The organism is Micromonospora echinospora (genome assembly GCF_900091495.1).
GTDB classification, from domain to species: domain Bacteria; phylum Actinomycetota; class Actinomycetes; order Mycobacteriales; family Micromonosporaceae; genus Micromonospora; species Micromonospora echinospora.
Window position 1 is genome coordinate 403,565 of sequence record NZ_LT607413.1, and the last position, 25,617, is coordinate 429,181.

At 73.0% G+C, this 25,617-nt stretch carries 20 protein-coding genes; 6 read left to right on the forward strand and 14 right to left on the reverse strand.

All coding sequences use genetic code 11. The annotated features are described in order from the left end of the window. Window positions 1–53: 53 nt before the first annotated feature. From GA0070618_RS01855 to GA0070618_RS01865, 3 genes are all read right to left on the reverse strand, one after another. A complete protein-coding gene (locus GA0070618_RS01855; protein WP_088980072.1) occupies window positions 54–2,606 on the reverse strand; it encodes a bifunctional acetate--CoA ligase family protein/GNAT family N-acetyltransferase in 2,553 nt (850 codons plus the stop codon). A gap of 54 nt (window positions 2,607–2,660) precedes the next feature. Continuing rightward, window positions 2,661–3,842, reverse strand: a complete 1,182-nt coding sequence (locus GA0070618_RS01860; RefSeq protein ID WP_088980073.1) for an acetoin utilization protein AcuC — start codon at window positions 3,840–3,842, stop codon at window positions 2,661–2,663. A 128-nt stretch (window positions 3,843–3,970) separates the two neighbouring features. Further along, window positions 3,971–4,822, reverse strand: a complete 852-nt coding sequence (locus tag GA0070618_RS01865; protein ID WP_088980074.1) for a sulfurtransferase — start codon at window positions 4,820–4,822, stop codon at window positions 3,971–3,973. A 99-nt stretch (window positions 4,823–4,921) separates the two neighbouring features. Between GA0070618_RS01865 and GA0070618_RS01870 the strand changes: the two genes are divergently transcribed. Beyond that, window positions 4,922–5,608: a metal-dependent transcriptional regulator gene (locus GA0070618_RS01870; RefSeq protein ID WP_088980075.1), complete on the forward strand. Its 687-nt coding sequence runs from the start codon at window positions 4,922–4,924 to the stop codon at window positions 5,606–5,608. Between the two features lie 52 nt (window positions 5,609–5,660). On the opposite strand, the gene GA0070618_RS01875 is transcribed toward GA0070618_RS01870, so the two are convergent. From GA0070618_RS01875 to nrdR, 5 genes are all read right to left on the reverse strand, one after another. Continuing rightward, window positions 5,661–5,903, reverse strand: a complete 243-nt coding sequence (locus GA0070618_RS01875; RefSeq protein ID WP_088980076.1) for a DUF5522 domain-containing protein — start codon at window positions 5,901–5,903, stop codon at window positions 5,661–5,663. Between the two features lie 37 nt (window positions 5,904–5,940). Next, window positions 5,941–6,264, reverse strand: coding sequence for a hypothetical protein (locus GA0070618_RS01880; protein WP_197701711.1), 324 nt, complete (start codon window positions 6,262–6,264; stop codon window positions 5,941–5,943). Between the two features lie 98 nt (window positions 6,265–6,362). Further along, window positions 6,363–6,779, reverse strand: a complete 417-nt coding sequence (locus tag GA0070618_RS01885) for a prevent-host-death protein (protein WP_088980078.1) — start codon at window positions 6,777–6,779, stop codon at window positions 6,363–6,365. Window positions 6,780–7,046: 267 nt separating this feature from the next. Continuing rightward, on the reverse strand, window positions 7,047–9,911 hold the full coding sequence (locus tag GA0070618_RS01890; RefSeq protein WP_088980079.1) for a vitamin B12-dependent ribonucleotide reductase: 2,865 nt from the start codon (window positions 9,909–9,911) through the stop codon (window positions 7,047–7,049). Window positions 9,912–9,977: 66 nt separating this feature from the next. After that, window positions 9,978–10,496, reverse strand: a complete 519-nt coding sequence (nrdR, locus tag GA0070618_RS01895) for a transcriptional regulator NrdR (RefSeq protein ID WP_088980080.1) — start codon at window positions 10,494–10,496, stop codon at window positions 9,978–9,980. Between the two features lie 514 nt (window positions 10,497–11,010). Between nrdR and lexA the strand changes: the two genes are divergently transcribed. Continuing rightward, window positions 11,011–11,796: a transcriptional repressor LexA gene (gene lexA / locus GA0070618_RS01900; protein WP_088980081.1), complete on the forward strand. Its 786-nt coding sequence runs from the start codon at window positions 11,011–11,013 to the stop codon at window positions 11,794–11,796. A 59-nt stretch (window positions 11,797–11,855) separates the two neighbouring features. On the opposite strand, the gene GA0070618_RS01905 is transcribed toward lexA, so the two are convergent. After that, entirely contained in the window at window positions 11,856–13,487 is a 1,632-nt protein-coding gene (locus GA0070618_RS01905) for a hypothetical protein (RefSeq protein ID WP_088980082.1), read from the reverse strand. 50 nt (window positions 13,488–13,537) lie between these two features. Then, a complete protein-coding gene (gene hflX / locus GA0070618_RS01910) occupies window positions 13,538–14,989 on the reverse strand; it encodes a GTPase HflX (protein WP_088980083.1) in 1,452 nt (483 codons plus the stop codon). A 155-nt stretch (window positions 14,990–15,144) separates the two neighbouring features. Here hflX and GA0070618_RS01915 point away from each other — a divergent pair, with 155 nt between their 5' ends. Beyond that, window positions 15,145–16,668, forward strand: coding sequence for an NAD-dependent malic enzyme (locus GA0070618_RS01915; protein WP_231931572.1), 1,524 nt, complete (start codon window positions 15,145–15,147; stop codon window positions 16,666–16,668). 120 nt (window positions 16,669–16,788) lie between these two features. On the opposite strand, the gene dapF is transcribed toward GA0070618_RS01915, so the two are convergent. Genes dapF through GA0070618_RS01930 form a run of 3 tightly spaced genes read right to left on the reverse strand, consistent with a single transcriptional unit; the run spans window position 16,789 to window position 19,280 of the window. Beyond that, window positions 16,789–17,616 (reverse strand): diaminopimelate epimerase, encoded by an 828-nt coding sequence (gene dapF / locus GA0070618_RS01920; protein WP_088980085.1) that lies wholly within the window; start codon window positions 17,614–17,616, stop codon window positions 16,789–16,791. Between the two features lie 42 nt (window positions 17,617–17,658). Continuing rightward, window positions 17,659–18,576 (reverse strand): tRNA (adenosine(37)-N6)-dimethylallyltransferase MiaA, encoded by a 918-nt coding sequence (miaA, locus tag GA0070618_RS01925; RefSeq protein ID WP_231931789.1) that lies wholly within the window; start codon window positions 18,574–18,576, stop codon window positions 17,659–17,661. Further along, a complete protein-coding gene (locus GA0070618_RS01930; RefSeq protein WP_143740347.1) occupies window positions 18,561–19,280 on the reverse strand; it encodes a class III extradiol dioxygenase subunit B-like domain-containing protein in 720 nt (239 codons plus the stop codon). Before GA0070618_RS01930 ends, miaA begins: the two co-directional genes overlap by 16 nt. Window positions 19,281–19,613: 333 nt before the next feature. On the opposite strand from GA0070618_RS01930, the gene GA0070618_RS01935 reads away from it, so the two are divergent. From GA0070618_RS01935 to GA0070618_RS01945, 3 genes are all read left to right on the forward strand, one after another. Further along, window positions 19,614–20,822 carry a DUF349 domain-containing protein gene (locus tag GA0070618_RS01935; RefSeq protein WP_088980086.1) on the forward strand — a complete coding sequence of 403 codons (1,209 nt, stop codon included), beginning with the start codon at window positions 19,614–19,616 and terminating at the stop codon, window positions 20,820–20,822. Between the two features lie 287 nt (window positions 20,823–21,109). After that, window positions 21,110–22,711 carry a cellulase family glycosylhydrolase gene (locus GA0070618_RS01940; protein WP_088980087.1) on the forward strand — a complete coding sequence of 534 codons (1,602 nt, stop codon included), beginning with the start codon at window positions 21,110–21,112 and terminating at the stop codon, window positions 22,709–22,711. Window positions 22,712–23,055: 344 nt separating this feature from the next. Beyond that, entirely contained in the window at window positions 23,056–24,054 is a 999-nt protein-coding gene (locus tag GA0070618_RS01945) for a pectate lyase family protein (RefSeq protein ID WP_088980088.1), read from the forward strand. Window positions 24,055–24,103: 49 nt separating this feature from the next. Here GA0070618_RS01945 and miaB read toward each other — a convergent pair whose 3' ends face one another. Further along, on the reverse strand, window positions 24,104–25,603 hold the full coding sequence (miaB, locus tag GA0070618_RS01950; RefSeq protein ID WP_088980089.1) for a tRNA (N6-isopentenyl adenosine(37)-C2)-methylthiotransferase MiaB: 1,500 nt from the start codon (window positions 25,601–25,603) through the stop codon (window positions 24,104–24,106). Window positions 25,604–25,617 lie beyond the last annotated feature (14 nt).

Here is a 25,617-nt window from a genome sequence, read left to right on the forward strand (position 1 = left end):
CCCGGCGGTTCGCCGGGGCCCTCGGCCGTGCGCCTCACCCCGGCTTCGCCCGGTCAGATCCGGCGGGGGCCGGTGTCCGGGCGGGTCGCGGCGGTGCCGATCCGGACGCCTGCGTGCAGCACCGAGATGCCCTCGGCGCGAACCAGCACCGGGTTCAGGGTGAGCGCCCGGACCCGGGGCTGCTCGTCGGCGAGCCGGCCGACCCGGAGCAACAGGTCGACCAGGGCCTCCCGGTCGACCGGCTCGGCTCCCCGGTAGCCGCGCAGCAGCGGTGCCGCGCGCGGCTCGTCGACCAGCTCGCGGGCGTCCCGGTCGGTCAGCGGGACCGCGCGCCAGGCCCGGTCGCCGAGCAGTTCGGTGGCGACCCCGCCCAGCCCGAACCCAACCACCGGCCCGAACGTCGGGTCCTCCACCAGCTCCACCACACACGCCACCCCGGGCGGCACCATCGCCTGGACCAGGGCGTCCGCGCCGAAGACCGCCGCCATCTCGTCGTACGCCCGGCGCACCGCGAGCGAATCGCCCAGGTCGAGGCGGACCGCGCCGAGGTCGAGGCGGTGCCGCAGCCCGACGGCCGCCGCCTTCAGCGCCACCGGGACGCCGAGCCGCCCGGCGGCCTCGACGGCCTCGACGGCGGAGCGCACCGGAACCGAGCCGACCACCTCGACGCCGTACGCGGCGAGCAGGCGGTCGGCCTGGTCGGGGCCGTCGGCGCGGATCGCCGCCTCGGCCGCGACGACGTCGACGTCGGGCAGTTCGGGCAGGGTGCCCGGTGGCCGACGCAGCCAGTCCGCGTACGTGGTGACCCGGGCCAGTGCCCGGACCGCCTCCTCCACCCCGGAGTACGCCGGCACGTCGGCGGGGAGCCCCCCGGCCAGGAAGGTCGCCACGACCGGCTTCCCCGCGTCCAGCACGCCGACGAGCGCGGCGGCGAGGTCCGCCTCGGTGTCGGCCAGTTGCCCCGGCAGCGGCGGGGCGAAGGCCGCGACCAGCGCGTCGACCCGCTCGTCGGCGGCGGTGCGGGTCAGGGCCAGGGCCAGCGCGCTCGCCCCGGCCTGCGGTCCGACGTCGCGGGGGTAGCCGACGGCGACGTCGAGTCCGTGCGCCGCGCAGGCGGTGGCGGCGAGCACGGTCAGCGCGGAGGAGTTGCCGACCACGCCGACGCGCCGGCCGGCGGGCAGCGGCTGCTTGGCCAGCAGCACCCCGACGTCGAGGAGTTCGGCCACGGTGTCGACCCGGATCACGCCGGACTGGGCGAAGAGCGCGCTGACCGCCACCTCGTCCGGGCCGCCGGGCAGAGCGGCGGGACGAGCCGGGGAGGCGAGCGCCACCACCGGTTTGGCCCGGCCGATCCGCCGGGTCAGCCGGGCGAACTTACGCGGGTTCCCGAACGTCTCCAGGTAGAGCATGATCACGTCGGTGGCCGGGTCGTCCTGCCAGTACTGGAGCAGGTCGTTGCCGGAGACGTCGGCCCGGTTGCCGGCGGAGACGAAGCTGGACAGCCCCAGGCCACGCCGGTCCGCCTCGGCGAGGACGGCCACCCCGAACGCGCCGGACTGGCTGAAGAAGCCGACCCGGCCGGCGGGCGGCAGGACCGGAGCGCCGGTGGCGTTGAGGCGTACCGCCGGGTCGGTGTTGGCGATGCCCAGGCAGTTCGGGCCGACCACCCGCATGCCCGCCGCGTGCGCCTGGCGGACCAGGGCCCGCTGCGCCGCCGCCCCCTCCGCGCCGGCCTCGGCGAACCCGGCGGAGATCACCACCAGGCCGTGCGCCCCGGCGGCGGCCGCGTCGGCCACCACGGCCGGCACCGCCTCCGGGGCGACCGCGACGACCGCCAGGTCCACCGGCGCCCCGGCGGCGACCGCCGACGGGTACGCGGGCAGCCCGGCGACCGTGGTCGCGCTCGGATGCACCGGGACGACCACCCCGGCGAACCCGAAGTCCCGCAGGTGCCCGAGCACCGCCGCACCGACCCCCTGCCCGGTGGCGCTGGCACCGTAGAGGGCCACCCCGCGCGGGGCGAGCAGCCGGGCGATCGACCGGGCCTCGGTGCGCTGCTCGCGGCCCCGCTGCACCTGGAGGGTCTGCTCGGTCGGGGCGATCGGGAAGCTCAGGTGCACCACCCCGTCGGCGAACTGCCGCTGGACCTGGTACCCGAAGTCGGCGAAGACCCGCAGCATCGCCCCGTTGGCTGGAAGCACCTCGGCGACGAAGGAGGTGATCCCGGCGCGCCGGGCCGCGTCGGCGAGGTGTTCCAGCAGCACCGAGCCGATGCCCCGGCCCTGGTAGGCGTCCTCCACCACGAACGCCACCTCGGCGTCGGGTGAGCCGGGGCCGAGCCGCTCGTACCGGCCGACCGCAACGATCCGGTCGCCGGCCAGCACCACGAACGCCTCCCGGTCGTGGTGGTCGACGTAGACGAAACGGTGCAGGTCCCGCTCCGGGATGCGCGGGTACGGGGAGAAGTAGCGCAGGTAGCGGGTGCGCTCGGAGAACCGGGAGTGCATCGCCACGATGCCCGGCGCGTCGTCCGGGTGGATCGGCCGCAGCTGGACGGTCGTACCGTCGCTGAGCAGCACGTCCACCGGCGGGTCCACCGTGGTCACGTCCGGTACCTCCCCGGCTGGTTCACCTCTCGCGGTCGCACGCGCGGGTCGCGGTCAGTCTCTCGGGTCGTGCGGGTCGAGCCCGAACAGCGGGAAGACCGACCGGCGGGTGGCGGAGATGGCCCGGTCCACCGCGTCGGGCTCGCCGGTGGGCTGCCACGGCTGGTGCGTCGGGTCCACGCCGTCACCCATGCGTAGCGGCACCTCCCGGCCGGGACGGCGGGCGGCGGCCAGCGCCCGCCAGGCCGGCGGGGTGAGGGTGGCCGGGTCGACCGGCTCGCCGGTGGCCACCGCGAGCAGGTGGGTCCAGGCCCGGGGCACCACCTCGACCAGGGCGTAGCCACCGCCGCCGGTGGCCACCCAGCGGCCCTCGCACAGTTCGTCGGCGAGCGCCCGCAGGGCCAGGTAGGTGGCCCGTTGCCCGTCGACGGAGAGGCGCAGGTCGGCCAGGGGGTCCAGCCGGTGCCCGTCCGCGCCGCACTGGGTGACCAGCACCTGGGGGCGGAACGCGCGCAGCACCGACGGCACCACCGCGTGGAACGCCCGCTGCCAGCCCGCGTCGTCGGTGCCCGGTGGCAGCGGCAGGTTCACCGCGCTGCCCGGGGCCGCCGGGCCACCCGTCTCGTCGGGGAACCCGGTGCCGGGAAAGAGCGCGAGAGGGCTCTCGTGCAGGCTGACCGTCAACACCCGGGGTTCGTCCCAGAAGATCTGCTGCACCCCGTCGCCGTGGTGCACGTCCACGTCGACGTAGGCGATCCGCTCCGCGCCGAGGTCGAGCAGGCGGGCGATGGCCACCGCCGGGTCGTTGTAGACGCAGAACCCGGCCGCCCGCCCGGCCATGGCGTGGTGCAGCCCGCCGGCCACACTGACCGCCCGCCGGGCCTCGCCGCGCCAGACCGCCTCGGCGGCGGCCACGGTCGCGCCGGCCACCAACGCGCTGGACTCGTGCATGCCCTCGAAGACCGGATTGTCCGAGGTGCCCAGGCCGTACCCGGAGAAGAACGGGTCGTGCGGAGCCGCCCGTACCGCGTCCAGGTAGTCCGGCCGGTGCACCCGGGTCAGCAGGGCCTCGTCCGCCGGCGCGGGCCGGACCAGGCGCACCCCGGGCCGGTCGAGCACCCCCAGTTCGCGGGCGAGGGCGACAGTCAGCTCCACCCGTACCGGATCGAGGGGATGGTCACCGAGGTCGTAGGCGAGCAGCGCCTCGTCCCAGACCACCACCGTGTCGTCGGCCATGCGGCCATCGTCGCACGCGGGCGGAGCCCGCCCCACCGTGCGGGGCGGCCCCGCCGCCGGTGCACCGGGCCGCCCGCGTCGGGCGGGCCGGTCGCGGGTCGGCTGGCCGGTCGGGTGGCCGGTCAGCGTTACCGCTGCGCGCCGGTGGCGACCGGCCGGTCCGGGTCGGCCACCCAGCCGCTCCACGAGCCGACGTACAGGGCCGCGTCGGGCCGGCCGGCGAGATGCAGCGCCAGCACCGTCTGCGCGGCGGTCACCCCGGATCCGCAGTACGCCCCGACCGGCTGGCCGTCGGTGACCCCGGCGGCGGAGAACCGGTCCCGCAGCGCGGTGGCGGAGGCGAAGCGCCCCCCGGTGACGTACTCCGGGGCGGGCAGGTTCGCCGCGCCGGGGATGTGCCCGGCCACCGGGTCGATCGGCTCGGTCTCGCCCCGGTAGCGCGGCGCGGCCCGGACGTCGAGCAGCACCGCCCGGTCGTCGGCGGCGAGTCGGGCGGCGGCGTCGGCGTCGAGCACCGGCAGCCCGCCGGGACGGACGGTGACGTCACCGGGCGTGGGAGCGGGGACGTCGGTGTCGACCGGCAGGCCGGCGGCCACCCAGGCCGGGAAGCCCCCGTGCAGCAGCCGGACCGGACGGTGTCCGGCCCAGCGCAGCGTCCACCAGGCACGTGCGGCGGCCATCCCGTCGCCGCCGTCGTACACCACCACCGGGTGCCCCTGCCGGACGCCCGCGCGGCGCAGCGCCGCCTGGAGGGTGGCCGGGTCGGGCAGCGGGTGCCGGCCGGCGGATCCGGGTGGGCCGCAGAGTTCGGTGTCCAAGTCGACGAAGACCGCACCGGGCAGGTGACCGGCGGTGTAGTCGTCCCGGCCCGGTGGGCCGGCGAGCCGCCAGCGGACGTCGAGCAGGGTGGGCGGGTGGCCCTGACCGATCTCGACGGCCAGTTCCGCCGCCTCGACCAGTAGATCATCAGTACCGGACATGGCGTCCAGTTAACCCCATCGCACCGTCCTGACCGGCGGTTCGCCAGCGGTCGCCGGCCGGTCAGCGGGGTAGCATCGGTGGTCGGGAGGACCTGCGACGTGAAACATGATCTGGTCGACACGACCGAGATGTACCTGCGCACCATCCTCGAACTCGAGGAGGAGGGGGTGCCGCCGCTACGCGCCCGGATCGCCGAGCGGCTCCGGCAGAGCGGTCCGACCGTCAGCCAGACCGTCGCCCGGATGGAACGAGACGGGCTGCTCACCGTCGAGGGCGACCGGCACCTCGCGCTGACCTCGTTGGGACGCAGCACGGCGGTCTCGGTGATGCGCAAGCACCGCCTCGCCGAACTGCTGCTGGTCAACGTGATCGGGATGCCCTACGAGGAGGCCCACGAGGAGGCCTGCCGGTGGGAGCACGTGATGAGCGACGCGGTGGAGAAGCGGGTGTACGACCTGCTCAACCGGCCGACCCGGTCCCCGTACGGCAACCCCATCCCGGGGTTGGAGGAGTTGGGCACACCGGAGCAGCCGACCACCGAGGCGGCCGACGGTGAACGCAACCTGGCCTTCCCCGGTCTCGTCGGCACGGTGACCGTGCGGCGGATCTGCGAGAGCCTCCAGACCGACGGGGACGTGCTGCGTCAACTGCACGCCGCCGGGGTGGACCCGGGTGCCAGGGTGACCGTCGCGCAGGAACGGGACTCGGTCACCATCGACCGCTCGGGCGAGAAGATCCGTCTCCCCCGCGAGGTCGCCTCCCGGGTGTTCGTCGCCGCCGGCTGAGCCGTCGGCGCTCATCGTCCCGACCTGAGCCGGACGGCTGCGCCCGTCCGACTCAGTCGGTGACGTACGGGCAGTGCCGGCAGCCGCGTCCGCAGCAGGTGCCGCGGCGGGCGAGGAACCCGGCGGTGAGCACGAAGAGCCCGGTCGACGGGTCGGGGTAGCCGGCCTCGCCGGCGGTCAGCGCGGCGGCGTGCGCGGCGAGGATCCGCTCCCGGTCCGGGTGGTCGAGGGGCAGGCGGGACGGGTGCGGTTCGGTCAGCGCCCGCGCCGCCAACGGCAGCCGTTTCCCGGTCACAGGCGGAGCAGAGGGTCGGGACGCTGATCCATGCTGGTCACGCTCCTTCGGTCCAGTACCGCTGGAGGCGGGCGACGGCCTCGTCCCGGCTCATCGCCGCCACCTCGTCCTCGGTCAGTCCGACCCGGGTGATGAGCAGGTGGACCACCTCGCCGGGCAGCGCCTCGGCTGGCGTCGAGGGCTCACCCCGGTCCGGTTTCACACCGTCGCGCACACAGGCCCAAAACTCGTCCTCGGCGACGTCGAGCTGGTCGCGGAGGATGTGACGCCAGATCGCCGGGCCGTACGTACTGCGGTCGGGCGGGTGCGAGATCCGGGTCCGGAGAATCCGGCCGTCCTTCAGGTGGAGTTCGTACGTCACGTGATGCGTACCGGTACGTCCGCGTGCGTCACGTACCTGTTGCCAGCCCTCCTTCCGGCAGAACGCATCGTGGTGCTGCCTGGTGGGTGCCGGCCACGTCATCGATCAGACCCCACCAGCCAGTCGCGGAGCTGGGAATCGTCGCTGAGGCTCACCAGCTGCACCAGTCCCCAGTTGTGGGCGTGGTTGGGCGCGTTGACGAGTCGCTCCTGCCAGTCCTCGGCGTACTCCCGCAACGCGGTGACCATCTCGCGGACCGCCTCGTCGAAGGTGGCGCCGTCCGCCGCCACCGGTAGACCCGGGATGAAGATCGACCATCCACCGGCTTCCGGCACGACCTGTGCGTTCGCCGGGGTCACCGAGGCCAGGAAGTGTCGCAGCCGCTCCTGGTCCACCAGCGCGATGCGTCGGGAGTCCCGCCGGACGGTGGCCACTCCCCCGCGCCCGGCCGCGTCCAGCAGGTCCTTCAGGTGGGTCCGGGCCTCGGTGTAACTGTCGTAGTGCACGGCCGCCATGCTGCACCTCCTCCGCCCAGCATGCCGACACCCCGACAGGTACGTCAAGTACGTGACGTACCTACCGCCTCCGAGGAGTGCTCCTCCCGGAAGCGTGGTCGACGACGAGCGACAACCGACACGCCACCCTGTTCCACCCGTACGCGGCAAGAACGGATGCCTCCCACCTCGTGGAGGTGGGAGGCATCCTGCTGTCGGGTTTCACCAGAGGGTCAACCAGTGATTCCTTGAGGAGTCACTCACCGGGGGCGTGCACACGCCTCCCGTTCAGCTGCAGCCGCTGGTGGAGCCGCAGCCCTCGCAGACGTAGCAGCTGCCGGCGGGGCGCATCTTCGTACCGCAGGTGAAGCAGAGCGGCGCGTCGGCGGCCTTGCCGATGACCGCCTCCAGCAGCTCGGTGGAGGAACCCACCGACGACGCCGGCTTGCTGACCGGCGCCTCGACGGCCGGCTCGACCGACGGCTCCGGCTTCGACTCGACCGGGGCGGAGGCGGCCATCGCGGCGAGGTCCGCGCCGCCCTCGGCCGCCTCCGCCTCGGCCCGCATCTGGGCGGTCCGCTCGGCGGCGGTGAAGATGCCCAGCTCGGCACGGGTGTCGTAGGGCAGGAAGTCCAGCGCCAGACGACGGAAGATGTAGTCCATCACCGAGGCGGCGATCCGCACGTCCGGGTCGTCGGTCATCCCGGCCGGCTCGAACCGCATGTTGGTGAACTTGCTGACGTACGTCTCCAGCGGCACGCCGTACTGGAGGCCGATGGAGATGGCCACCGAGAAGGCGTCCATCACGCCGGCCAGGGTCGAGCCCTGCTTGGACATCTTGAGGAAGACCTCGCCGAGGCCGTCGTCCGGGTACGACGAGGCGGTGAGGTACCCCTCGGCGCCGCCGACGGAGAAGCTGACCGTCTGGGACGGGCGCTTCTTCGGCAGCCGCTTGCGCACCGGGCGGTACTCGACGACCTTCTCCACGACCTTCTCGACCTCGGTCGAGGCGGTCTCGGTGGCCTTGTTCGGCTTCGCCGCCGAGAGGGGCTGGCCGACCTTGCAGTTGTCCCGGTAGATCGCCAGCGCCTTGAGGCCGAGCTTCCAGCCCTCGAAGTAGATCTTCTCGACGTCCTCGACGGTGGCCGCCTCCGGCATGTTCACCGTCTTGGAGATCGCGCCGGAGATGAACGGCTGGACGGCCGCCATCATCCGCACGTGACCCATCGGGGCGATCGAGCGCTCGCCCATCGCGCAGTCGAAGACCGGGTAGTGCTCCGGCTTGAGGCCGGGGGCGTCCACCACGTGGCCGTGGTCGGCGATGTGCTCGACGATCGCCTCGACCTGCTCCTCCGGGTAGCCGAGGCTGCGCAGCGCGCGGGGCACGGTCTGGTTGACGATCTGCATCGAGCCGCCGCCGACCAGCTTCTTGAACTTGACCAGTGCCAGGTCCGGCTCGACGCCGGTGGTGTCGCAGTCCATCATCAGGCCGATGGTTCCGGTGGGGGCGAGCACGCTGGCCTGCGCGTTCCGCCAGCCGTTCCGGTCGCCCACCTTGTTGCCCTGGGTCCACTGCCGGGTCGCCTCACGGACGATGGCGGTGGCGACGGTCCCGCTCGGCTTGATCTCGTCGTTGGCGGCGGCGTGCTTGCGCATGACCCGCTTGTGCGGCTCGGCGTTGCGGGCGTAGCCGTCGTACGGGCCGACGATGCCGGCCAGCTCGGCCGAGCGGCGGTACGCCGTGCCGGTCATCAGCGAGGTGATCGCGGCGGCCAGCGAGCGCCCCTGGTCCGAGTCGTACGGCATGCCGGAGGCCATCAGCAGGGCGCCGAGGTTGGCGTACCCGATGCCGAGCTGACGGTAGGCGCGGGTGGTCTCGCCGATCTTCTCGGTCGGGAAGTCGGCGAAGCAGATCGAGATGTCCATCGCGGTGATGACCAGCTCGACCGAGCGGACGAACTTCTCCACCTCGAAGCCCCCGTCGGCGCGGAGGAACTTCATCAGGTTGAGCGAGGCGAGGTTGCAGGAGGAGTTGTCCAGGTGCAGGTACTCCGAGCACGGGTTCGAGGCGGTGATCCGCCCGGTCTCCGGGCAGGTGTGCCAGTCGTTGATCGTGTCGTCGTACTGGAGGCCGGGGTCGGCGCACTCCCAGGCCGCCTCGGCGATGGACCGGAACAGCTTCTTCGCCTCGACCGTCTCGATGGTCGCCCCGTCGAGCCGGCCGCGCAGGTCGAACCCGCCGTCGTTCTCCACCGCCGTCATGAACTCGTCGGAGACCCGGACCGAGTTGTTGGCGTTCTGGTACTGCACGCTGACGATGTCCGCGCCGCCGAGGTCCATGTCGAACCCGGCGTCCCGCAGCGCGCGGATCTTGTCCTCCTCGCGTGCCTTGGTGACCACGAACTCCTGGATGTCCGGGTGGTCCACGTCGAGGATGACCATCTTCGCCGCGCGCCGGGTGGCCCCGCCGGACTTGATGGTGCCGGCCGAGGCGTCCGCGCCGCGCATGAAGCTGACCGGGCCGGAGGCGTTGCCGCCGGAGGAGAGCAGCTCCCGGGAGGAGCGGATCCGGGAGAGGTTCACCCCGGAGCCGGAGCCGCCCTTGAAGATCAGCCCCTCCTCCTTGTACCAGTCGAGGATCGAGTCCATCGAGTCGTCGACGGCCAGGATGAAGCAGGCGCTGACCTGCTGCGGCGACGGCGTGCCGACGTTGAACCAGACCGGCGAGTTGAAGCTAAACACCTGGTGCAGCAGCATCCAGGTCAGCTCGTGGGCGAAGACCTCGGCGTCGGCCGGGCTCGCGAAGTAGCCGTACTTCTCACCGGCGGCCCGGTAGGTGCCGACCACCCGGTCGATGAGCTGCTTGAGCGACCACTCCCGCTCCGGGGTGCCCACCGCGCCCCGGAAGTACTTCGTGGTCACGATGTTGGCCGCGTTGACGCTCCAGGACTCCGGGTACTCGACCCCGCGCTGCTCGAAGTTGATCGAGCCGTCCCGCCAGTTCGTCATCACGACGTCCCGGCGCTCCCAGGTCACCTCGTCGTACGGGTGCACCCCCTCGGTGGTCCACACCCGCTCGACCTTCAGCCCGGTGACCGCAGCACCGTTCTTCGCCGCCCGCGTCCGACTGGCTGTCACGCCGTCCCCCGCCATCTCATCCGCCCCCTCGTCTGCGCGGCCACCCGACCGCGCGTCGTCACTTACCGGTTGGAGAAAAACTCAGTTGGTGTGGTCGGCCGCTCCGGCCGGGGCCCCGGCCCCGGCCGGGTCGCTCCCGGCGCCGACCCGGGCGCGCGCCGCCGCCCGCAGCGTCTCGATCTCACGCTCGAAGTCGGCCAGCGAGTCGAACGACCGGTAGACGCTGGCGAAGCGGAGGTAGGCCACCTCGTCCAGGTCCCGCAGCGGGCCCAGGATCGCCAGCCCCACCTCGTGGCTCGGAAGCTCCGCCGCGCCCTTGGCCCGCACGGTCTCCTCGACCTTCTGCGCCAGCAGGGCGATCGAGTCCTCGTCGACCGGCCGCCCCTGGCAGGCCTTGCGGACCCCGCCGATGATCTTCGTCCGGCTGAACGGCTCGGTCACCCCGCTCCGCTTCACCACCGCGAGGACCGCCTCCTCGACCGTGGTGAAGCGTTTGCCACATTCCGGGCAGGCCCGGCGACGCCGGATCAACTGGCCGTCGTCGGCCTCCCGCGAGTCGACCACCCGGGAGTCGGCGTGCCGGCAGTACGGGCACCGCATCGCCGCACCTCCTTCATCGATCGCGGTCGCGCCCCGTTCCCGGACACGCGTGATCACGGCGGAACCACCGGTCGATGGCCGGCCGCCGTGGGCGCGAACGAGAAGTGCGGTCGGTAGTCGAACCCAACCTATAGGCGACTTACACCCATGTGACTACTACATCTAGGGGTCGACCGTATGCCTCCGGCCGACGGCGGTCAAGTTGAGCGGCGCGTCCGGCGCGTCACGTCGAGCCCCCCACGTCCAACGCCCAGACCGGACGCCGGTTACCGGCAGACGAGCCGGCAATCGAACATGAGTTCGAGTGGACGTACCATTAAACAGAAACCCACCCACTCGAGGGACGGATTTCCCGGCGACACGCCGGAATATGGTCGTACAGACGTTTGAAAATGACCCATCCCACCTATACGGTCGGGAACAACCGGGCGCGGGCGCCGTCGAGGCGTCCCGGCTCTCCACCGTACGCACCACGAGCCGCCAAGGCACCCAGCGCCGACCAGGGAGGACGGACGTGTCGACCGAGGACCGGGCCAGCCGGCCGAAGCCCCCGCAGCAGATCGCCGAGGCGGGGCCTCCGGCCACCCGCCGTCGGACCGCGCGCAGCCGGACGGGGCAGCCCGCGGTGCGCCCGGTCACCCCGGTGGTCAGCGCCTTCCCCGACCCGGCCACCGTCGACCTGACCGCCCGGCAGCGGCGGATCCTGGAGTTCATCCGGGACTGGGTCGACCGTCACGGCTACCCGCCCAGCGTGCGGGAGATCGGCGAGGCGGTCGGGCTGGTCTCCCCGTCCAGCGTCGCCTACCAGCTCAAGGAGCTGGAGCGGAAGGGCTTCCTCCGGCGCGACCCGAACCGTCCCCGCGCGGTGGACGTCCGTCCGCCCAGCGACATGATCGACGACGAGGCCACCCGTTCGCAGCGACCGGCCCCGGCGTACGTGCCGATGCTCGGCCGGATCGCCGCCGGTGGACCGATCCTCGCCGAGCAGGCCGTCGAGGACATCTTCCCCCTGCCCCGCGAACTGGTGGGCGAGGGCGAGGTCTTCATGCTCCAGGTCAAGGGCGACTCGATGCTCGACGCCGCCATCTGCGACGGAGACTGGGTCGTGGTCCGGCAGCAGCCCACCGCCGACAGCGGGGAGATCGTGGCCGCGATGCTCGACGGCGAGGCGACCGTCAAGACGTACCGCCACCGCGACGGGCACGTCTGGCTGATGCCGCAGAACCCGGCCTTCGACCCGATCCCCGGTGACGACGCCACCATCATGGGGCGCGTCGTGGCGGTCCTCCGCCGCATCTGACCCGGTCCGTCCGGGCCGTCGCCCACCGTCGGCGGCCCGGTCGTCGGCCTACCGCGCGGTCAGTACCGGGTGCCCCGGTAGTCGTGGCCGGGGCCGTTGGCCGGTCCGTACCCCTCCGGGTCGTGTCCGCCCCGGCGACGGTGCTCGTCCTCGCCCCGCCGTCGACCGGACGGACCACCCCGGCGCGGCGGCTCGGCCCGGCTGCCGCCGTACACGCCGCCGGAGGTGCCGCCACCGTACCCGCCATCGCCACCGTGGCCGCCCCGGCCGCCCGCAGGGCCCCGGCCGCCGTCCCGGTAGCCACCACGTCCGCCACCGGGCGGGCCGCCGTACACGTTCGCTCCGCCCTGGCCGCCGTAGACCGCGCCGCCGGCGGGTGGGGCGGCACCGCCGTAGACGTTCCCTGCGCCATGGCCGGCCGGACGCCCACCGGCGGCCGGCGGGCCACCGTAGACCGCGCCCCGCTGCGGCTCCCGGCCGGCCGGCGGCGGAGCACCGGGGCGACCGGGGCCACGGCGGTCGACCTCGTCGCGGCCCGGCACCTCGCCACTGACGTACGGGTCGTCGCCGCTGCGCCTGGTCGCCTCCGGTGGACGGCGACGGGCCCGGACGATACCCACGATGCCCGCCCCGACCAGCAGCGCGCCGAGCACACCGACCGCCGCGATCAGGTACGTGATGTCGTCCAGGCTGAGCCCGTCCAGGAAGGAACGGTCGGCCGTCTCCTTGGCCTTCGACTTTCCGGCCACCGGCGCGGCGCCCTTGCTCGACGGTGGGTACGCCAGGATGTCGACCTTCGCGTCCTCGCCCAGCTCACCGGCATCGGAGACGGTGACGAAGAGCTTGCCGTCGGGGGTGTAGGAGATCGCCTCGCCGAACGGGTCGGCCAGCGGGGTGACCCGGGGTTCGCCCTTGGTCAGGGCGGCCACGATGTCGCCGCCGGTCACGTCGTACTCGAACGCGTCGGCGTAGGTGCGCAGCACCACCCGGCTGCCGTCGGGTGAGCGGGCCGCCCCGGTGATCGCGATCCGGCCGGGCCCGTGGAACACGTTGGGGGTGGTGGTCTTGGGAAGGGCGATCTCGCCGACCTTCTGCATCGGCACCGGCTCGGCGTTGTTCTTCTTGAGGGCCGCCGTCGGGGTGAAGATCTCCGCCTTGCCGCTGAGCGTCTTGGTGATGATCAGCGGCTTGCCGTCGTCACCGATCAGCAGCGCCTCGGCGTCGTGCGGTTTGCGCTCCGGGTAGGCGACCCGGTGCAGTTCGGGCTGCTCGGAGCCGTCCACCGGCATGGTCCACAGCGCGACCCGCTCGCGCTGTTTGGCGTTGTCGCCGATGTCGGCGATCCAGAGCGTCTCGCCGTCCGGGGAGAGGGCCAGGTCCTCCGGGTCCAGCGGCCCCTGCCCGGAGTACCGGACGTTCTTGGTGACCTCGCACTCCGCGTTCAGGAAAAAGATCCGCTTGTGGCTGTCGACGTCCGTGCTGTCGTTGACCACGATGTAGCCGCTCTTCGTCGCGACCAGCCCGGAGAGTTCCCGGAGCTTCTCGTCGGTGACCGAGCAACGCTTCTCGCCCGCGGCCGGGGCGGCGCCCGAGGCGTCGGGGGCCGGGGCGGCGACCGCCGCCCCGGCAATCCCCACGGTCACCGTGAGCAGGCCGAAGGCAACCGTGATCGAGGAAACCGCGCGCCGCATGGGCTCAGTGTCGCATGTTCCGCTCACCGTTCGGACGACCCGGCGGCCCCTTACGGACGACGTGCGGCGACGACGTTCTCCGCCGTTTCGAACGGCGCCAGCTCGGCGGCGAGCGCCGCACCGACCCGGACGTGCAGCAACGTGCCCTCGGGCAGGTGGGCCGTGCTGAGCACCTCGCCCTGCCGGTGCACCCGGGCGACCAGGTCGCCCCGGTCGTACGGCAGCACCGCCCGGACCTCGACCGCCGGGCGGGGCAGTCGCGCCTCGACGGCGGCCCGCAGATCCTCGATCCCGCGCCCGGAGTGGGCCGAGACGAAGATGGCGTCCGGCCAGGCGCGCTTGAGGCGCAGCAGCGTCTCCTCGTCGGCGGCGTCGATCTTGTTGACCGCCAGCAGTTCGGGCAGCCGGTCGGCGCCGACCTCGGCGAGCACCTCGCGGACCGCCCGCACCTGCTCCTCCGGGTCGGGGTGGGTGCCGTCGACCACGTGCACCACCAGGTCGGCGTCGGCCACCTCCTCCAGCGTCGAGCGGAACGCCTCGACGATCTGGTGCGGCAGGTGCCGGACGAAGCCGACCGTGTCGGAGAGGGTGTAGAGGCGACCGTCGGCGGCGGTGGCCCGCCGGGTGGTCGGGTCGAGGGTGGCGAAGAGCGCGTCCTCGACCAGCACCCCCGCACCGGTCAGCCGGTTGAGCAGGCTGGACTTGCCGGCGTTGGTGTAGCCGGCGATGGCCACCGCGGGCACCGCGTTGCGGGAGCGGCGGGCGCGCTTGGTCTGGCGTACCGTCCGCATGGCCTTGATCTCGCGGCGCAGCCGGGAGATCCGGTGGCGGATGCGCCGCCGGTCGGTCTCCAGCTTGGTCTCACCGGGACCACGCACGCCCACACCGCCGCCGGCGCCACCGCCGCGACCGCTACCACCGGTCTGCCGGGAGAGGGTCTCACCCCAACCGCGCAGCCGGGGCAGGAGGTATTCGAGCTGGGCCAGCTCGACCTGCGCCCGGCCCTCCCGGCTCTTGGCGTGCTGGGCGAAGATGTCGAGGATCAGCGCGGTCCGGTCGACCACCTTGACCTTGGTGCGCTGTTCCAGGTTGCGCAACTGGGACGGGGAGAGCTCCCCGTCGCAGATCACCGTGTCGGCGCCGGTGGAGAGGACCACCGCGCCCAGGTCGTCGACCTTGCCCCGACCGATGTAGGTGGCCGGGTCCGGGCGGCTGCGCCGCTGGATCAGCCCCTCCAGCACCTGCGAACCGGCGGTCTCGGCGAGCGCGGCCAGTTCGGTGAGGGAGTTCTCCGCGTCGGTCACCGTGCCCTCGGTCCACACCCCGACCAGCACGACCCGTTCCAGGCGGAGTTGGCGGTACTCGACCTCGGTGATGTCGGTGAGTTCGGTGGAGAGACCGGGCACCCGACGCAGCGCCTGACGCTCCTCCAGTTCCAGCTCGCCGGTGGTGGCGTCGAGTTCCTCGTCCTCGACCGGGACGAAGCCCTGCTGCTCTCGCAAACCGCTCTCCTGTCCGTTTTGGTAGGTACGAAGCAATCGTGACACGCGTACGGCCCCGCCGCACCTGCTATTTTCCCGTTCGCCGATGGATCACGCGCGGCCCACGTCACCTGGCTCCGGGGCGCGTGTCGGTCCGATCCGACGAACCGGTAGAAATGCGGGGGTCGGTGGCACCGGGGCCGCCGAGCCGTGACCGGAGGAACCCTGTGGCCATCACCCGCCTGCCGAGCGCCGGATTCTCGATCACCATCCGGATCGCCGTGCCCGCCGACGCGTCGTCGATCGGCCGGCTCACCACCTGCGTCGGGGAGGCCGGAGCCATCGTCACCGCGCTGGACGTGGTCGACTCCGACCCGAACCACGTGGTGGTCGACCTGACCTGCGACACCGCCGACGCCGGCCACGCCGACCAGGTGGTCCAGGCGTTGACCGAGCTGGACGGGGTGGACGTCCGCAAGGTCTCCGACCGGACCTTCCTGCTGCACCTGGGCGGCAAGATCGAGGTCACCCCGAAGGTGGCGCTGCGCAACCGGGACGAGCTGTCCCGCGCGTACACGCCGGGGGTGGCCCGGGTCTGCCAGGCGATCGCGGAGAACCCGGCCGACGCCCGCCGGCTGACCATCAAGCGCAACACGGTGGCCGTGGTCAGCGACGGCTCGGCCGTGCTCGGCCTCGGCAACCTGGGCCCGGCCGCCTCGCTGCCGGTGATGGAGGGCAAGGCCGCCCTGTTCAAGCGGTTCGGCGGGGTGGACGCCTGGCCGGTGGTGCTGGACACCCAGGACACCGACGAGATCGTCAACATCGTCCGGGCGATCGCGCCGGCGTACGGCGGGATCAACCTGGAGGACATCGCCGCGCCGCGCTGCTTCGAGATCGAGGCCCGACTGCGGGACCTGCTGGACATCCCGGTCTTCCACGACGACCAGCACGGCACCGCGATCTGCGTGCTCGCCGCGCTGACCAACGCGCTGCGCGTGGTGGGCAAGAACCTCTCGGACGTCCGGGTCGTGGTCTCCGGCGCGGGCGCGGCCGGTACCGCGATCATGAAGCTGCTGTTGCGCCAGGGCGTGGGCGACATCGTCGCGTACGACCGGCAGGGCGCGCTGCACCGTGGCCTGACCGGGCTCAACCCGGCCTGGCAGTGGCTGGCCGAGAACACCAACCGGGAGAACTACTCCGGTGACCTGCGCGGGGCGGTGGCCGGCGCGGACGTCTTCATCGGGGTGAGCGCGCCGAACCTGCTCACCGGCGAAGACGTCGCCACCATGGCCAAGGACGCGATCGTCTTCGCGCTGGCGAACCCGGACCCGGAGGTCGACCCCCGGGAGGCGCGCAAGTACGCGGCGGTGGTCGCCACCGGCCGCTCCGACCAGCCGAACCAGATCAACAACGTGCTCGCCTTCCCCGGCGTGTTCCGGGGCATGCTGGACGCGCACGCCGAGGAGTTCACCGAGGAGATGGCGATCGCCGCCGCCCGCGCCATCGCGGACGTGGTCGGCGAGGACAAGATCAACCCGACGGTGATCGTTCCCAGCGTGTTCGACTCCCGGGTCGCCCCGGCGGTGGCCGCCGCCGTCCGTGCCGCTGCCCAGAACCCCGGCGCCACGGCTCCCCCGGCGGCCGACTCCGGCCCCGCCGACCTCCCCGAGATCGCCGCCGCCTCCTCCGCCACCCCCTGACCGGTCCGGCTCCCCGCCACCCGGTCTCCGGATTGCCTGCAGGGGACCCCTCCTCGTCAGAAACGAGTAGCAGGGGTCCCCTGCAGACGTCCTGGTCGGCCCGGCGGTCCGCGCGGCGGGTCAGAGGAGCGTGCCGGTGGCCACCAGGAGGGCGGGGCCGGCGAGCCAGCAGGAGTCCGGTTCGATCGTGACGGTCAGCCGGCCACCGGGGACGTCGACCGCCACCACACCGGTCTCCCGGTCGGCGTCCCGCAGCGCCACGGCCGCCACCGCGCAGGCTCCGGTGCCGCAGGAGAGCGTCTCGGCCGACCCGCGCTCGTACACCCGCATCAGCACGTGCCCGTCGGCGCCGTCGACCGGCTCACCCGGACTGGTGAACTCGACGTTCACGCCGGCCGGGAAGAGCGCCGGGTCGACCCCGGGCGGGCGGGTGAGGTCGAGGGCGGCCAGGTCCAGCCCGGCCGGCAGCGCGCAGACCAGGTGCGGGTTGCCGACGTCCACGGCGGTGCCCGGCAGGGTCAGCCCGCCTAGGGTGGCCACCCCGGCGTCGTACAGGTCCGGGCGGCGCATCTCGACGGCGACGGTCTCCCCGTCCAGGCGGGCGCGGACCACGCCGGCCCGGGTCGCCACCGGCAGGAGGCCACCGGTCGGGGCGGCCAGCCCGCTGGCGACGAGGTAGCGGACGAAGACCCGGGCACCGTTGCCGCACATCTCGGCGAAGGAGCCGTCCGCGTTCCAGTAGTCCATGAACCACTCGGCCTCGCCGGCCTGCCCGGCGCCGTCCGGGTGTTTCGCGGCCCGGACCACCCGGAGCACGCCGTCACCGCCGACGCCGCGTCGCCGGTCGCAGAGCGCGGCGACCCGCTCGGGGGTCAGCGTCAGGCGCCCGTCCGGGTCGGGCAGGATCACGAAGTCGTTGCCGGTGCCATGGCCCTTGGTGAACTCCACGCCCCCATCATTCCGCAGCAGGTCGCGGCGTCCGGCGGGTGCTCACCCCGTCGAGGCCCGCACCACGGCCAGGGCGGTCCCGACCAGGTCCGGGGCGGCGGCGTCCAGCCAGTGCACCCGGGGGTCACGGCGGAACCAGGAGCGCTGCCGGCGGCCGAACCGGCGGGTCCCCCGGATCGTCTCGTCGTGCGCCTCGGCCTCGGTCGACTCGCCGGCCAGGAAGCGCAGCACCTGCTGGTAGCCGAGCGCCCGGCTGGCCGTACGCCCCTCGCGCAGGCCGTGGCCGACCAGCTCACGGGTCTCGGCGACCAGCCCGTCGGCCCACATCCGGTCCACCCGGCGGGCCATCCGCTCGTGCAGGACGGCGGTGTCCAGGTCGACACCGAGCTGCACGGACGGGTAGAACGGGGTCGGCTCGGGCAGCGAGGCGGCGAACGGCGCGCCGGTCAGCTCGACGACCTCCAGGGCCCGGACGATGCGCCGCCCGTTCCCGGGCAGGATGCCGGCGGCGGCGGCCGGGTCGGCGGCGCGCAGCCGCTCGTACAGCGGGGCCGGGCCGACGGCGGCCAACTCGGCCTCCAGGCGTCCGCGCAGCTCCGGGTCGGTGCCGGGGAACTCGAACCGTTCCAGCACCGCCCGGACGTAGAGGCCCGAGCCGCCGACCAGCAGCGGGACCTTTCCCCGGGCGAGGATGTCGTCGACCGCCGCGCGGGCGAGCCGCTGGTACTCGGCGACGCTCGCCGGTTCGGTGACCGGCCAGATGTCGAGCAGGTGGTGCGGCACGCCCTCGCGTTCGGCCGGGGTCAGCTTGGCGGTGCCGATGTCCATGCCCCGGTAGAGCTGCATCGAGTCGGCGTTGACCACCTCGCCGTCGAGCGCGTGGGCGAGGGCGATGCTCAGCCCGGACTTCCCGGCGGCGGTCGGCCCGACCACCGCGACGACCCTCACGCCCGCTCCCAGTTCGCCACGAGGTAGGCCACGCCGTAGGGGGCGGTGTGGTGGGTCAGCTCGCCCCGCCAGTGGCCGCCGGCCGCGCGCACCGCGCCGGCCAGCACCTGCCAGGGTGCCCGTCCGGCGACCCGCAGCTGCGCCGAGATCCCCGGGTCCAGGCCGCCCAGGGCGGCGGTGTCCGCGCCGGCCAGGGCGGCAGCCACCCCGTCGTCGTACGGCTGGGCACGCGGGTCGTCGTAGCCGGGCGCCTTCTGTCCCCGGCAGGCCGACCCGTCCCCCAGCACCAGCAGCGCGGTACGCGCCCCGTCGGCGTCGGCCAGCTCCGCCCCGAGCCGGGCGCACTCGTCGGGCGTGGCGTCGACGGCGACGGAGTGGGCGAACCGGGGCAGGTCCGTGCCGGAGCGACCGACCAGCCACGCGCCGATGGTCAGGCTGAGCGGGAGGTGGGGGCCACCGGCACAGTTGACCTTCCACAACCGGATGTACCGGTCGACCCCGTACGGACGGAGCGAACCGTGGTCGGCGGGCCTGAACCGGGTCGTCCGGGGTCCGGAGCCGATCAGCAGGAGCTGCTCCGGCCGGGCGTCGAGCAGCCGGGCGACCGCCGCGTCGCAGGCCGCGCGGAGGTCGTCGAGTTCACCGGCGGCCGCTCCGGCGACCTCGGGCACGAGCAACGGCGGGTGCGGGCAGACGGCGGCGGCGACCAGGGACACGGGGCAACCGTATCGGCCGGGACGCGGCCGACGCCCCGGGGCCCACGGGGAGCGCCGGCCGCGCCCGGGTCCGGTGGGGCTGCCCGGCCTGGTCGCTCCCGCTCTCCGCCGGGCCGTCCCGGGACGCCGTACCGTACGGGGTACGTCAACAACCGAGAAGCCGACCGTCGAAAGACGACGGTCCGGGGTAGGACACCGTATGGTCACGGTCGGCGATAGGCGCTCGACGCGGACCCGGTGGGACCTGTGACAATGCCGGGGGAGAAACTTGCTGCGCCGTGGCGGCGATCACGGGACTGTCCCCGTCGACGCCGGGAGAACGAGGATGGGCACATGAGCGACTGGACTGCCTTCGGACGGGTGGACGCGGACGGCACCGTGTACGTCAAGACCACCGAAGGCGAGCGAGTGGTCGGATCCTGGCAGGCCGGAGCACCGGAGGAGGGGCTGGCCCACTTCGCCCGCCGCTTCGCCGACCTGGTCACCGAGGTCGACCTGGCCGAGGCCCGACTCAACTCGGGGGCGGCCGACGCCAGCGGATCACTGACCACGGTCCGCCGGCTCCGGGATTCGCTGGCCGAGGCGCACGTCGTCGGGGACATCGACGCGCTCGCCGCCCGGCTGGACAAGCTCGCCGCGCTCGCGGAGGAGAAGGCCGCCGAGGCGCGGGCGGCCCGCGACGCCGCGCGGGTCGAGGCCGTGGCCCGCAAGACCGCCCTGGTGGAGGAGGCCGAGAAGCTCGCCGCCGAGTCCACCGGATGGAAGACCGCCGGCGACCGCCTCAAGGAGATCCTCGACGAGTGGAAGACCATTCGTGGGGTCGACAAGAAGACCGACGGTGAGCTGTGGAAGCGGTTCGCCGCCGCCCGGGACGGGTTCACCCGCCGTCGGGGCGCGCACTTCGCCTCCCTGGACTCGCAGCGCAAGCAGGCGCAGGCCGCCAAGGAGCAACTGGTCGCCGAGGCCGAGTCGGTCAAGGACTCGACCGAGTGGGCGGCCACCGCCAACCGGCTCAAGGAGCTGATGGCCGAGTGGAAGGCCGCGCCGCGCGCCTCGAAGGAGGCCGAGCAGAAGCTCTGGGAACGGTTCCGGGCGGCTCAGGACGAGTTCTTCACCCGGCGGAGCGAGGTCTTCTCGGCCCGGGACAACGAGCAGCGCGCCAACCTGGAGCGCAAGCAGGCCCTGCTGGCCGAGGCCGAGGCGCTGGACGTCGACGCCGACCCGCGCGGCACCCAGGCGAAGCTGCGTGAGATCCAGGCGCAGTGGCACGAGGCCGGGCGGGTTCCCCGGGACGCGGCGGCCGGCCTGGAGCGGCGGATGCGGGCGGTGGACGACCGGATCCGTGAGGCGATGGACTCCGCGTGGCGGCGTACCGCGCCGCAGGACAACCCGCTGCTGGCCCAGATGCGCGCGCAGGTCGCCGAGGCCGAGGAGCGGCTGACCCGCGCCCAGGCCGCCGGGGACGCCAAGCGGATCCGGGAGGCCGAGCAGGCGCTCGCGTCCAAGCGGCAGTTCCTCCAGCTCGCCGAGCAGGCCGGCTGACCGACCGTCGACAGCCCCCGCGCGCCCCGGAGTCCGGAACGCGCGGGGGCTTCGTCGTCCGTCGGCTCCGTCACCGGCCGGTACGGCCCGTCCGCCGTGCCGTCGACGGGTGCCCGTCGATCGGGCGCGGCGTTGACGGAGGTGCCGCCAATCGGGCGGCGCGGCGTTGACGGGCGCGATCGGCGGCGACCAGAATGAGCGTGGAGCCAGGGCATCCCGCCACGCGCACGTGGCCATCTTCCGCACGGCAGGTCCGGGCACGGATCCCTCGGAATGGAGCTCTGGCAATGTCCCGTACCCTCCGTCGCGGCATGCTCGGCGGCGTTCTCGCCGCCGTGGTGACCGCGACCGTCGGCGTGCTCGTCGCCGCCGCCCCCACCCCCGCGCCGGCCGTCACCGCGAACGCCGGCACCGGCACCGGCTACCTGCACACCGACGGCAACCGGATCGTCGACGCCACCGGCGCCACGGTCCGGATCACCGGCATCAACTGGTTCGGCATGGAGACCGACAACAAGACCTTCCACGGTCTCTGGTCGACTAACCCGTGGCGCAACCAGATCGACACCATGGCCCGCCTCGGCTACAACACGCTGCGGGTGCCGTACTCGAACGACGCGTTGAAACCGGGCGCGACGGCCAGTGGCATCAACGACTTCGTCAACCCCGACCTGGTCGGGCTCTCCCCGTTGCAGATCCTCGACCGGGTGATCGAGTACGCCGGCGGCAAGGGGATGCGGATCATCCTGGACCGGCACCGGCCGTCGGCAGGCGGCCAGTCGGCGCTCTGGTACACCCCGGCGGTCTCCGAGCAGACCTGGATCGACGACTGGAAGATGCTCGCCCGCCGGTACGCCGGCAACACCACCGTCATCGGCGCCGACCTGCACAACGAGCCGCACGCCGAGGGGACCAACCCGAACGCCACCGGCGCCTGCTGGGGCTGTGGCGTCCCGGCCCGGGACTGGCGGCTGGCCGCCGAGCGGGCCGGCAACGCGATCCTCGGCGTGCAGCCGAACTGGCTGATCTTCGTGGAAGGGGTGAGCTGCCCGAGCGGCGGCCTCTCCAACGTCTGGGACGGCGACCCCAGCAACGACGAGGACTGCGGCTGGTGGGGCGGCAACCTGTCGAAGGCCGGCGAGTTCCCGGTCCGGCTGACGGTGCCGAACCGGCTGGTCTACTCACCGCACGAGTACGCCACCTCGGTCTACGAGCAGGCCTGGTTCGACGCGCCCGACTTCCCGGCGAACCTGCCCGGGATCTGGGACAGGTACTGGGGTTACCTGTACAAGCAGAACATCGCGCCGATCATGATGGGCGAGTTCGGCAGCACGCTCGCCGATCCCCGGGACAAGGTCTGGCTGGAGCGACTGATGGCCTACACCGGCACCGGGGTCAACGGGATGTCCTTCACCTACTGGTCGTGGAACCCGAACTCCGGGGACACCGGTGGCATCGCGCTGGACGACTGGACCACCATCAACACCACCAAGCAGGCGATCCTCCAGCCGTACCTGATCGCCCCGGTCGGTGGCGGCCCCTCCCCCACCCCGACCGGCGGGCCGTCGTCCCCGCCGCCGGGCGGCGGGTGCACGGTCGTGTACCGGACGACCAACACCTGGCAGGGCGGCTTCCAGGGTGAGCTGACGGTGACCAACACCGGTGGCGCGGCGGTCAACCCGTGGCGGGTCACCTGGTCCTGGCCGAGCGGGGTCACCGTCGCCAGCGGCTGGAACGCCACGGTGACCCAGAGCGGCGGCACGGTGACCGCGGCGGCACCCACGTGGACCCCGTCGTTGGGCGTCGGCGCCTCGGTGACGATCGGCTTCACCGCCAACGGTCCGACCAGCACGCCGAGCGCGGTGGCGCTCAACGGCGCCGCCTGCTGACCGTTCCTCCGGCGGCGGCCGTCACCGGCTCCCGGTGACGGCCGCCGTCGTACGTCCGGCGGGACCGATCGGCGGGCCCGGGCCAGGGGCACCGCGCCGGCGACCGACGGAATCGACACCAATCGGTGATCGACTTGTGACGCGGTGTTTACATCGGGGACAGGTTGTGCTTGTATCAGGAAAGCGCTTACCTGACCGGTCGAAGCGTAGTGCGGGAGCTGAAAACGTTCAGCACGAGGACAAACCGTCCCCCCGGCCACCGGCCGACCCCCGACGTCGCCTTGGGCACGGCGTCCCACCGGTCCGCCGGCCGGGTGTCCACCGCTCCATGAAGGGAAGCAACCATGCTCGCAGGACGGCGTCGCCTGACGCTGCTCGCCACCACCGCCGGCGCCACCGCGGCGCTGGTCACCGCCGGGATGCTCACCTCCGTCACCGCCCAGGCCAGCCCCACCGCCGGCGCCGAGTCCGCCCCGCAGGCCGCCTCGACCGCCCTGGTCGGCTGGGCCACCCAGAACGGCGGCACCACCGGCGGCGGCAGCGCCCCGACCACCACCGTCACCAACGCCTCGGCGCTGACCAGCGCCGTCGGCTCCAGCAGCGCGGCGGTGATCCGGGTCTCCGGCACCATCTCCTGCTCTGGGATGATCCGGGTGCGGTCGAACAAGACCATCCTCGGCAACCCGGGCGCGACCATCTCCGGCTGCGGTTTCACCGTCAACGGCAACAGCAACGTGATCATCCGGAACCTGACCTTCCGGGGCTGGGGCGACGACGCGATCAACGTCGAACAGTCCGCGAAGAACCTCTGGATCGACCACAACACCTTCACCGACGGCAACGACGGCGCGGTCGACATCAAGCGTGGCTCGGACTTCATCACGGTGTCCTGGAACCGGGTCTACGGCCACGACAAGTCGATGCTGCTCGGGCACAGCGACGACAACGCCAGCCAGGACCGGGGGCACCTGCGGGTGACCTACCACCACAACTGGTTCGACGGCAGCAACCAGCGCCACCCGCGGGTCCGCTTCGGCAACCCGGTGCACGTCTACAACAACTACTACTACAACAACGGCGGCTACGGGGTGGCCTCCACCGAGGATGCCGGCGTGCTCGTCGAGGGCAACTACTTCGAGAACGTCGACGACCCGTTCCACCTCGGTGAGGGCAGCTCCGGGCCGGGCACCCTGGTCGCCCGGAACAACCACTTCGTGAACTCGGGCAGCGGGCAGGCCGGCGGCAGCGTCGCCAGCATCCCGTACTCGTACACGCTGGACAGCGCCAGCAGCGTCAAGTCGATCGTGACCGCCGGCGCGGGCGCCGGCCGGATCTCGGTCTGACCCGCAGCAAACCGGTCGGGGCCCGCGCGTGCGGCGGGCCTCGACCCTGTCAGTGCGCGGCGCAGCCGGTGGCCGGCGCGGGCGACGCGGCCGGCGCGCCGACCGTGGGCAGGCCGAGCAACACCCCGGGGGTACGCGGCGCGCGCCCCGCCTCGGCGGCGTCCCCGGCCCGGGTGCGCCGGTGCGACACCGGCTCGCCGTCGGCGTTGAGGTGGTGCGGGGCGGCGTAGGTGACCGTGGTGTGCACGATGTCGCCCGGCCGGATCGTGCCGGCCAGCGACCCCGCGTCGAAGTGCACCAGGCGGCCGTCGCGGGCCCGGCCGGACATCCGGCCGGTGCGCTCGTCCTTGCGGCCCTCACCGACGGCGACCAGCACCTCGACGGTCTCCCCGACCAGCTTGCGGTTCTCCGCCCAGGTGATCTCCTCGACGCAGGCGATCAGCCGCTCGTAGCGCTCCTGCACGACCTCCTTGGGCAGCTGCCCGTCCATCGTGGCGGCCGGGGTGCCGGGGCGCTTGGAGTACTGGAACGTGAACGCCGAGGCGAACCGGGACTCGCGGACCACGTCGAGGGTGCGCTGGAAGTCGGCCTCGGTCTCGCCGGGGAAGCCGACGATGATGTCGGTGGTGATGGCCGCGTCCGGCATCGCCTCGCGCACCTTGGCGATGATGCCGAGGTAGCGCTCGGCCCGGTACGACCGGCGCATCGCCTTCAGCACGTCGTCCGACCCGGACTGCAACGGCATGTGCAGCGAGTGGCAGACGTTCGGGGTCTCGGCCATCGCGGCGATCACGTCGTCGGTGAAGTCCTTCGGGTGCGGGCTGGTGAACCGGACCCGCTCCAGGCCCTCGACGTCACCGCAGGCGCGCAGCAGCTTCCCGAAGGCGTACCGGTCGCCGAACTCGACGCCGTAGGAGTTGACGTTCTGCCCCAGCAGGGTCACCTCCAGCACGCCGGAGTCGACCAGGGTGCGGACCTCGGCGAGGACGTCGCCGGGGCGGCGGTCCTTCTCCCGGCCCCGCAGCGAGGGCACGATGCAGAACGTGCAGGTGTTGTTGCAGCCGACCGAGATGGAGACCCAGCCGGCGTACGTCGACTCGCGCCGGGTGGGCAGCGTCGAGGGGAAGACGTCGAGGGACTCCAGGATCTCCACCTCGGCGGCGGCGTTGTGCCGGGCCCGCTCCAGCAGCACCGGCAGGGAGCCGATGTTGTGGGTGCCGAAGACCACGTCCACCCAGGGGGCGCGGCGGACGATGTCGCCGCGGTCCTTCTGGGCCAGGCAGCCGCCGACCGCGATCTGCATCCCCGGGTTACGGTTCTTGACCGGGCGCAGGTGCCCCAGGTTGCCGTAGAGGCGGTTGTCCGCGTTCTCCCGGACCGCGCAGGTGTTGAAGACGACCACGTCGGGGTGGTCGTCGGCCTCCGGGGCGCGCACGTAGCCCGCCTGTTCCAACAGGCCGGAAATGCGTTCGGAGTCGTGCACGTTCATCTGGCAGCCGTACGTACGCACCTGGTAGGTGCGCGGGCTGCCCACGGCTGCGGTAGTCATGACGGTGACAGCGT

Bases quoted from the DNA above. Each gene is read 5' to 3' on its own strand.
- GA0070618_RS01890 (WP_088980079.1), bottom strand. From the start codon at position 9,911: ATGGCGGGGGACGGCGTGACAGCCAGTCGGACGCGGGCGGCGAAGAAC.
- GA0070618_RS01860 (WP_088980073.1), bottom strand. From the start codon at position 3,842: ATGGCCGACGACACGGTGGTGGTCTGGGACGAGGCGCTGCTCGCCTAC.
- GA0070618_RS01915 (WP_231931572.1), top strand. From the start codon at position 15,145: ATGCGGGGGTCGGTGGCACCGGGGCCGCCGAGCCGTGACCGGAGGAAC.
- nrdR (WP_088980080.1), bottom strand. From the start codon at position 10,496: ATGCGGTGCCCGTACTGCCGGCACGCCGACTCCCGGGTGGTCGACTCG.
- GA0070618_RS01885 (WP_088980078.1), bottom strand. From the start codon at position 6,779: ATGGCGGCCGTGCACTACGACAGTTACACCGAGGCCCGGACCCACCTG.
- GA0070618_RS01945 (WP_088980088.1), top strand. From the start codon at position 23,056: ATGCTCGCAGGACGGCGTCGCCTGACGCTGCTCGCCACCACCGCCGGC.
- miaB (WP_088980089.1), bottom strand. From the start codon at position 25,603: ATGACTACCGCAGCCGTGGGCAGCCCGCGCACCTACCAGGTGCGTACG.
- GA0070618_RS01905 (WP_088980082.1), bottom strand. From the start codon at position 13,487: ATGCGGCGCGCGGTTTCCTCGATCACGGTTGCCTTCGGCCTGCTCACG.
- GA0070618_RS01865 (WP_088980074.1), bottom strand. From the start codon at position 4,822: ATGTCCGGTACTGATGATCTACTGGTCGAGGCGGCGGAACTGGCCGTC.
- GA0070618_RS01940 (WP_088980087.1), top strand. From the start codon at position 21,110: ATGTCCCGTACCCTCCGTCGCGGCATGCTCGGCGGCGTTCTCGCCGCC.
- GA0070618_RS01935 (WP_088980086.1), top strand. From the start codon at position 19,614: ATGAGCGACTGGACTGCCTTCGGACGGGTGGACGCGGACGGCACCGTG.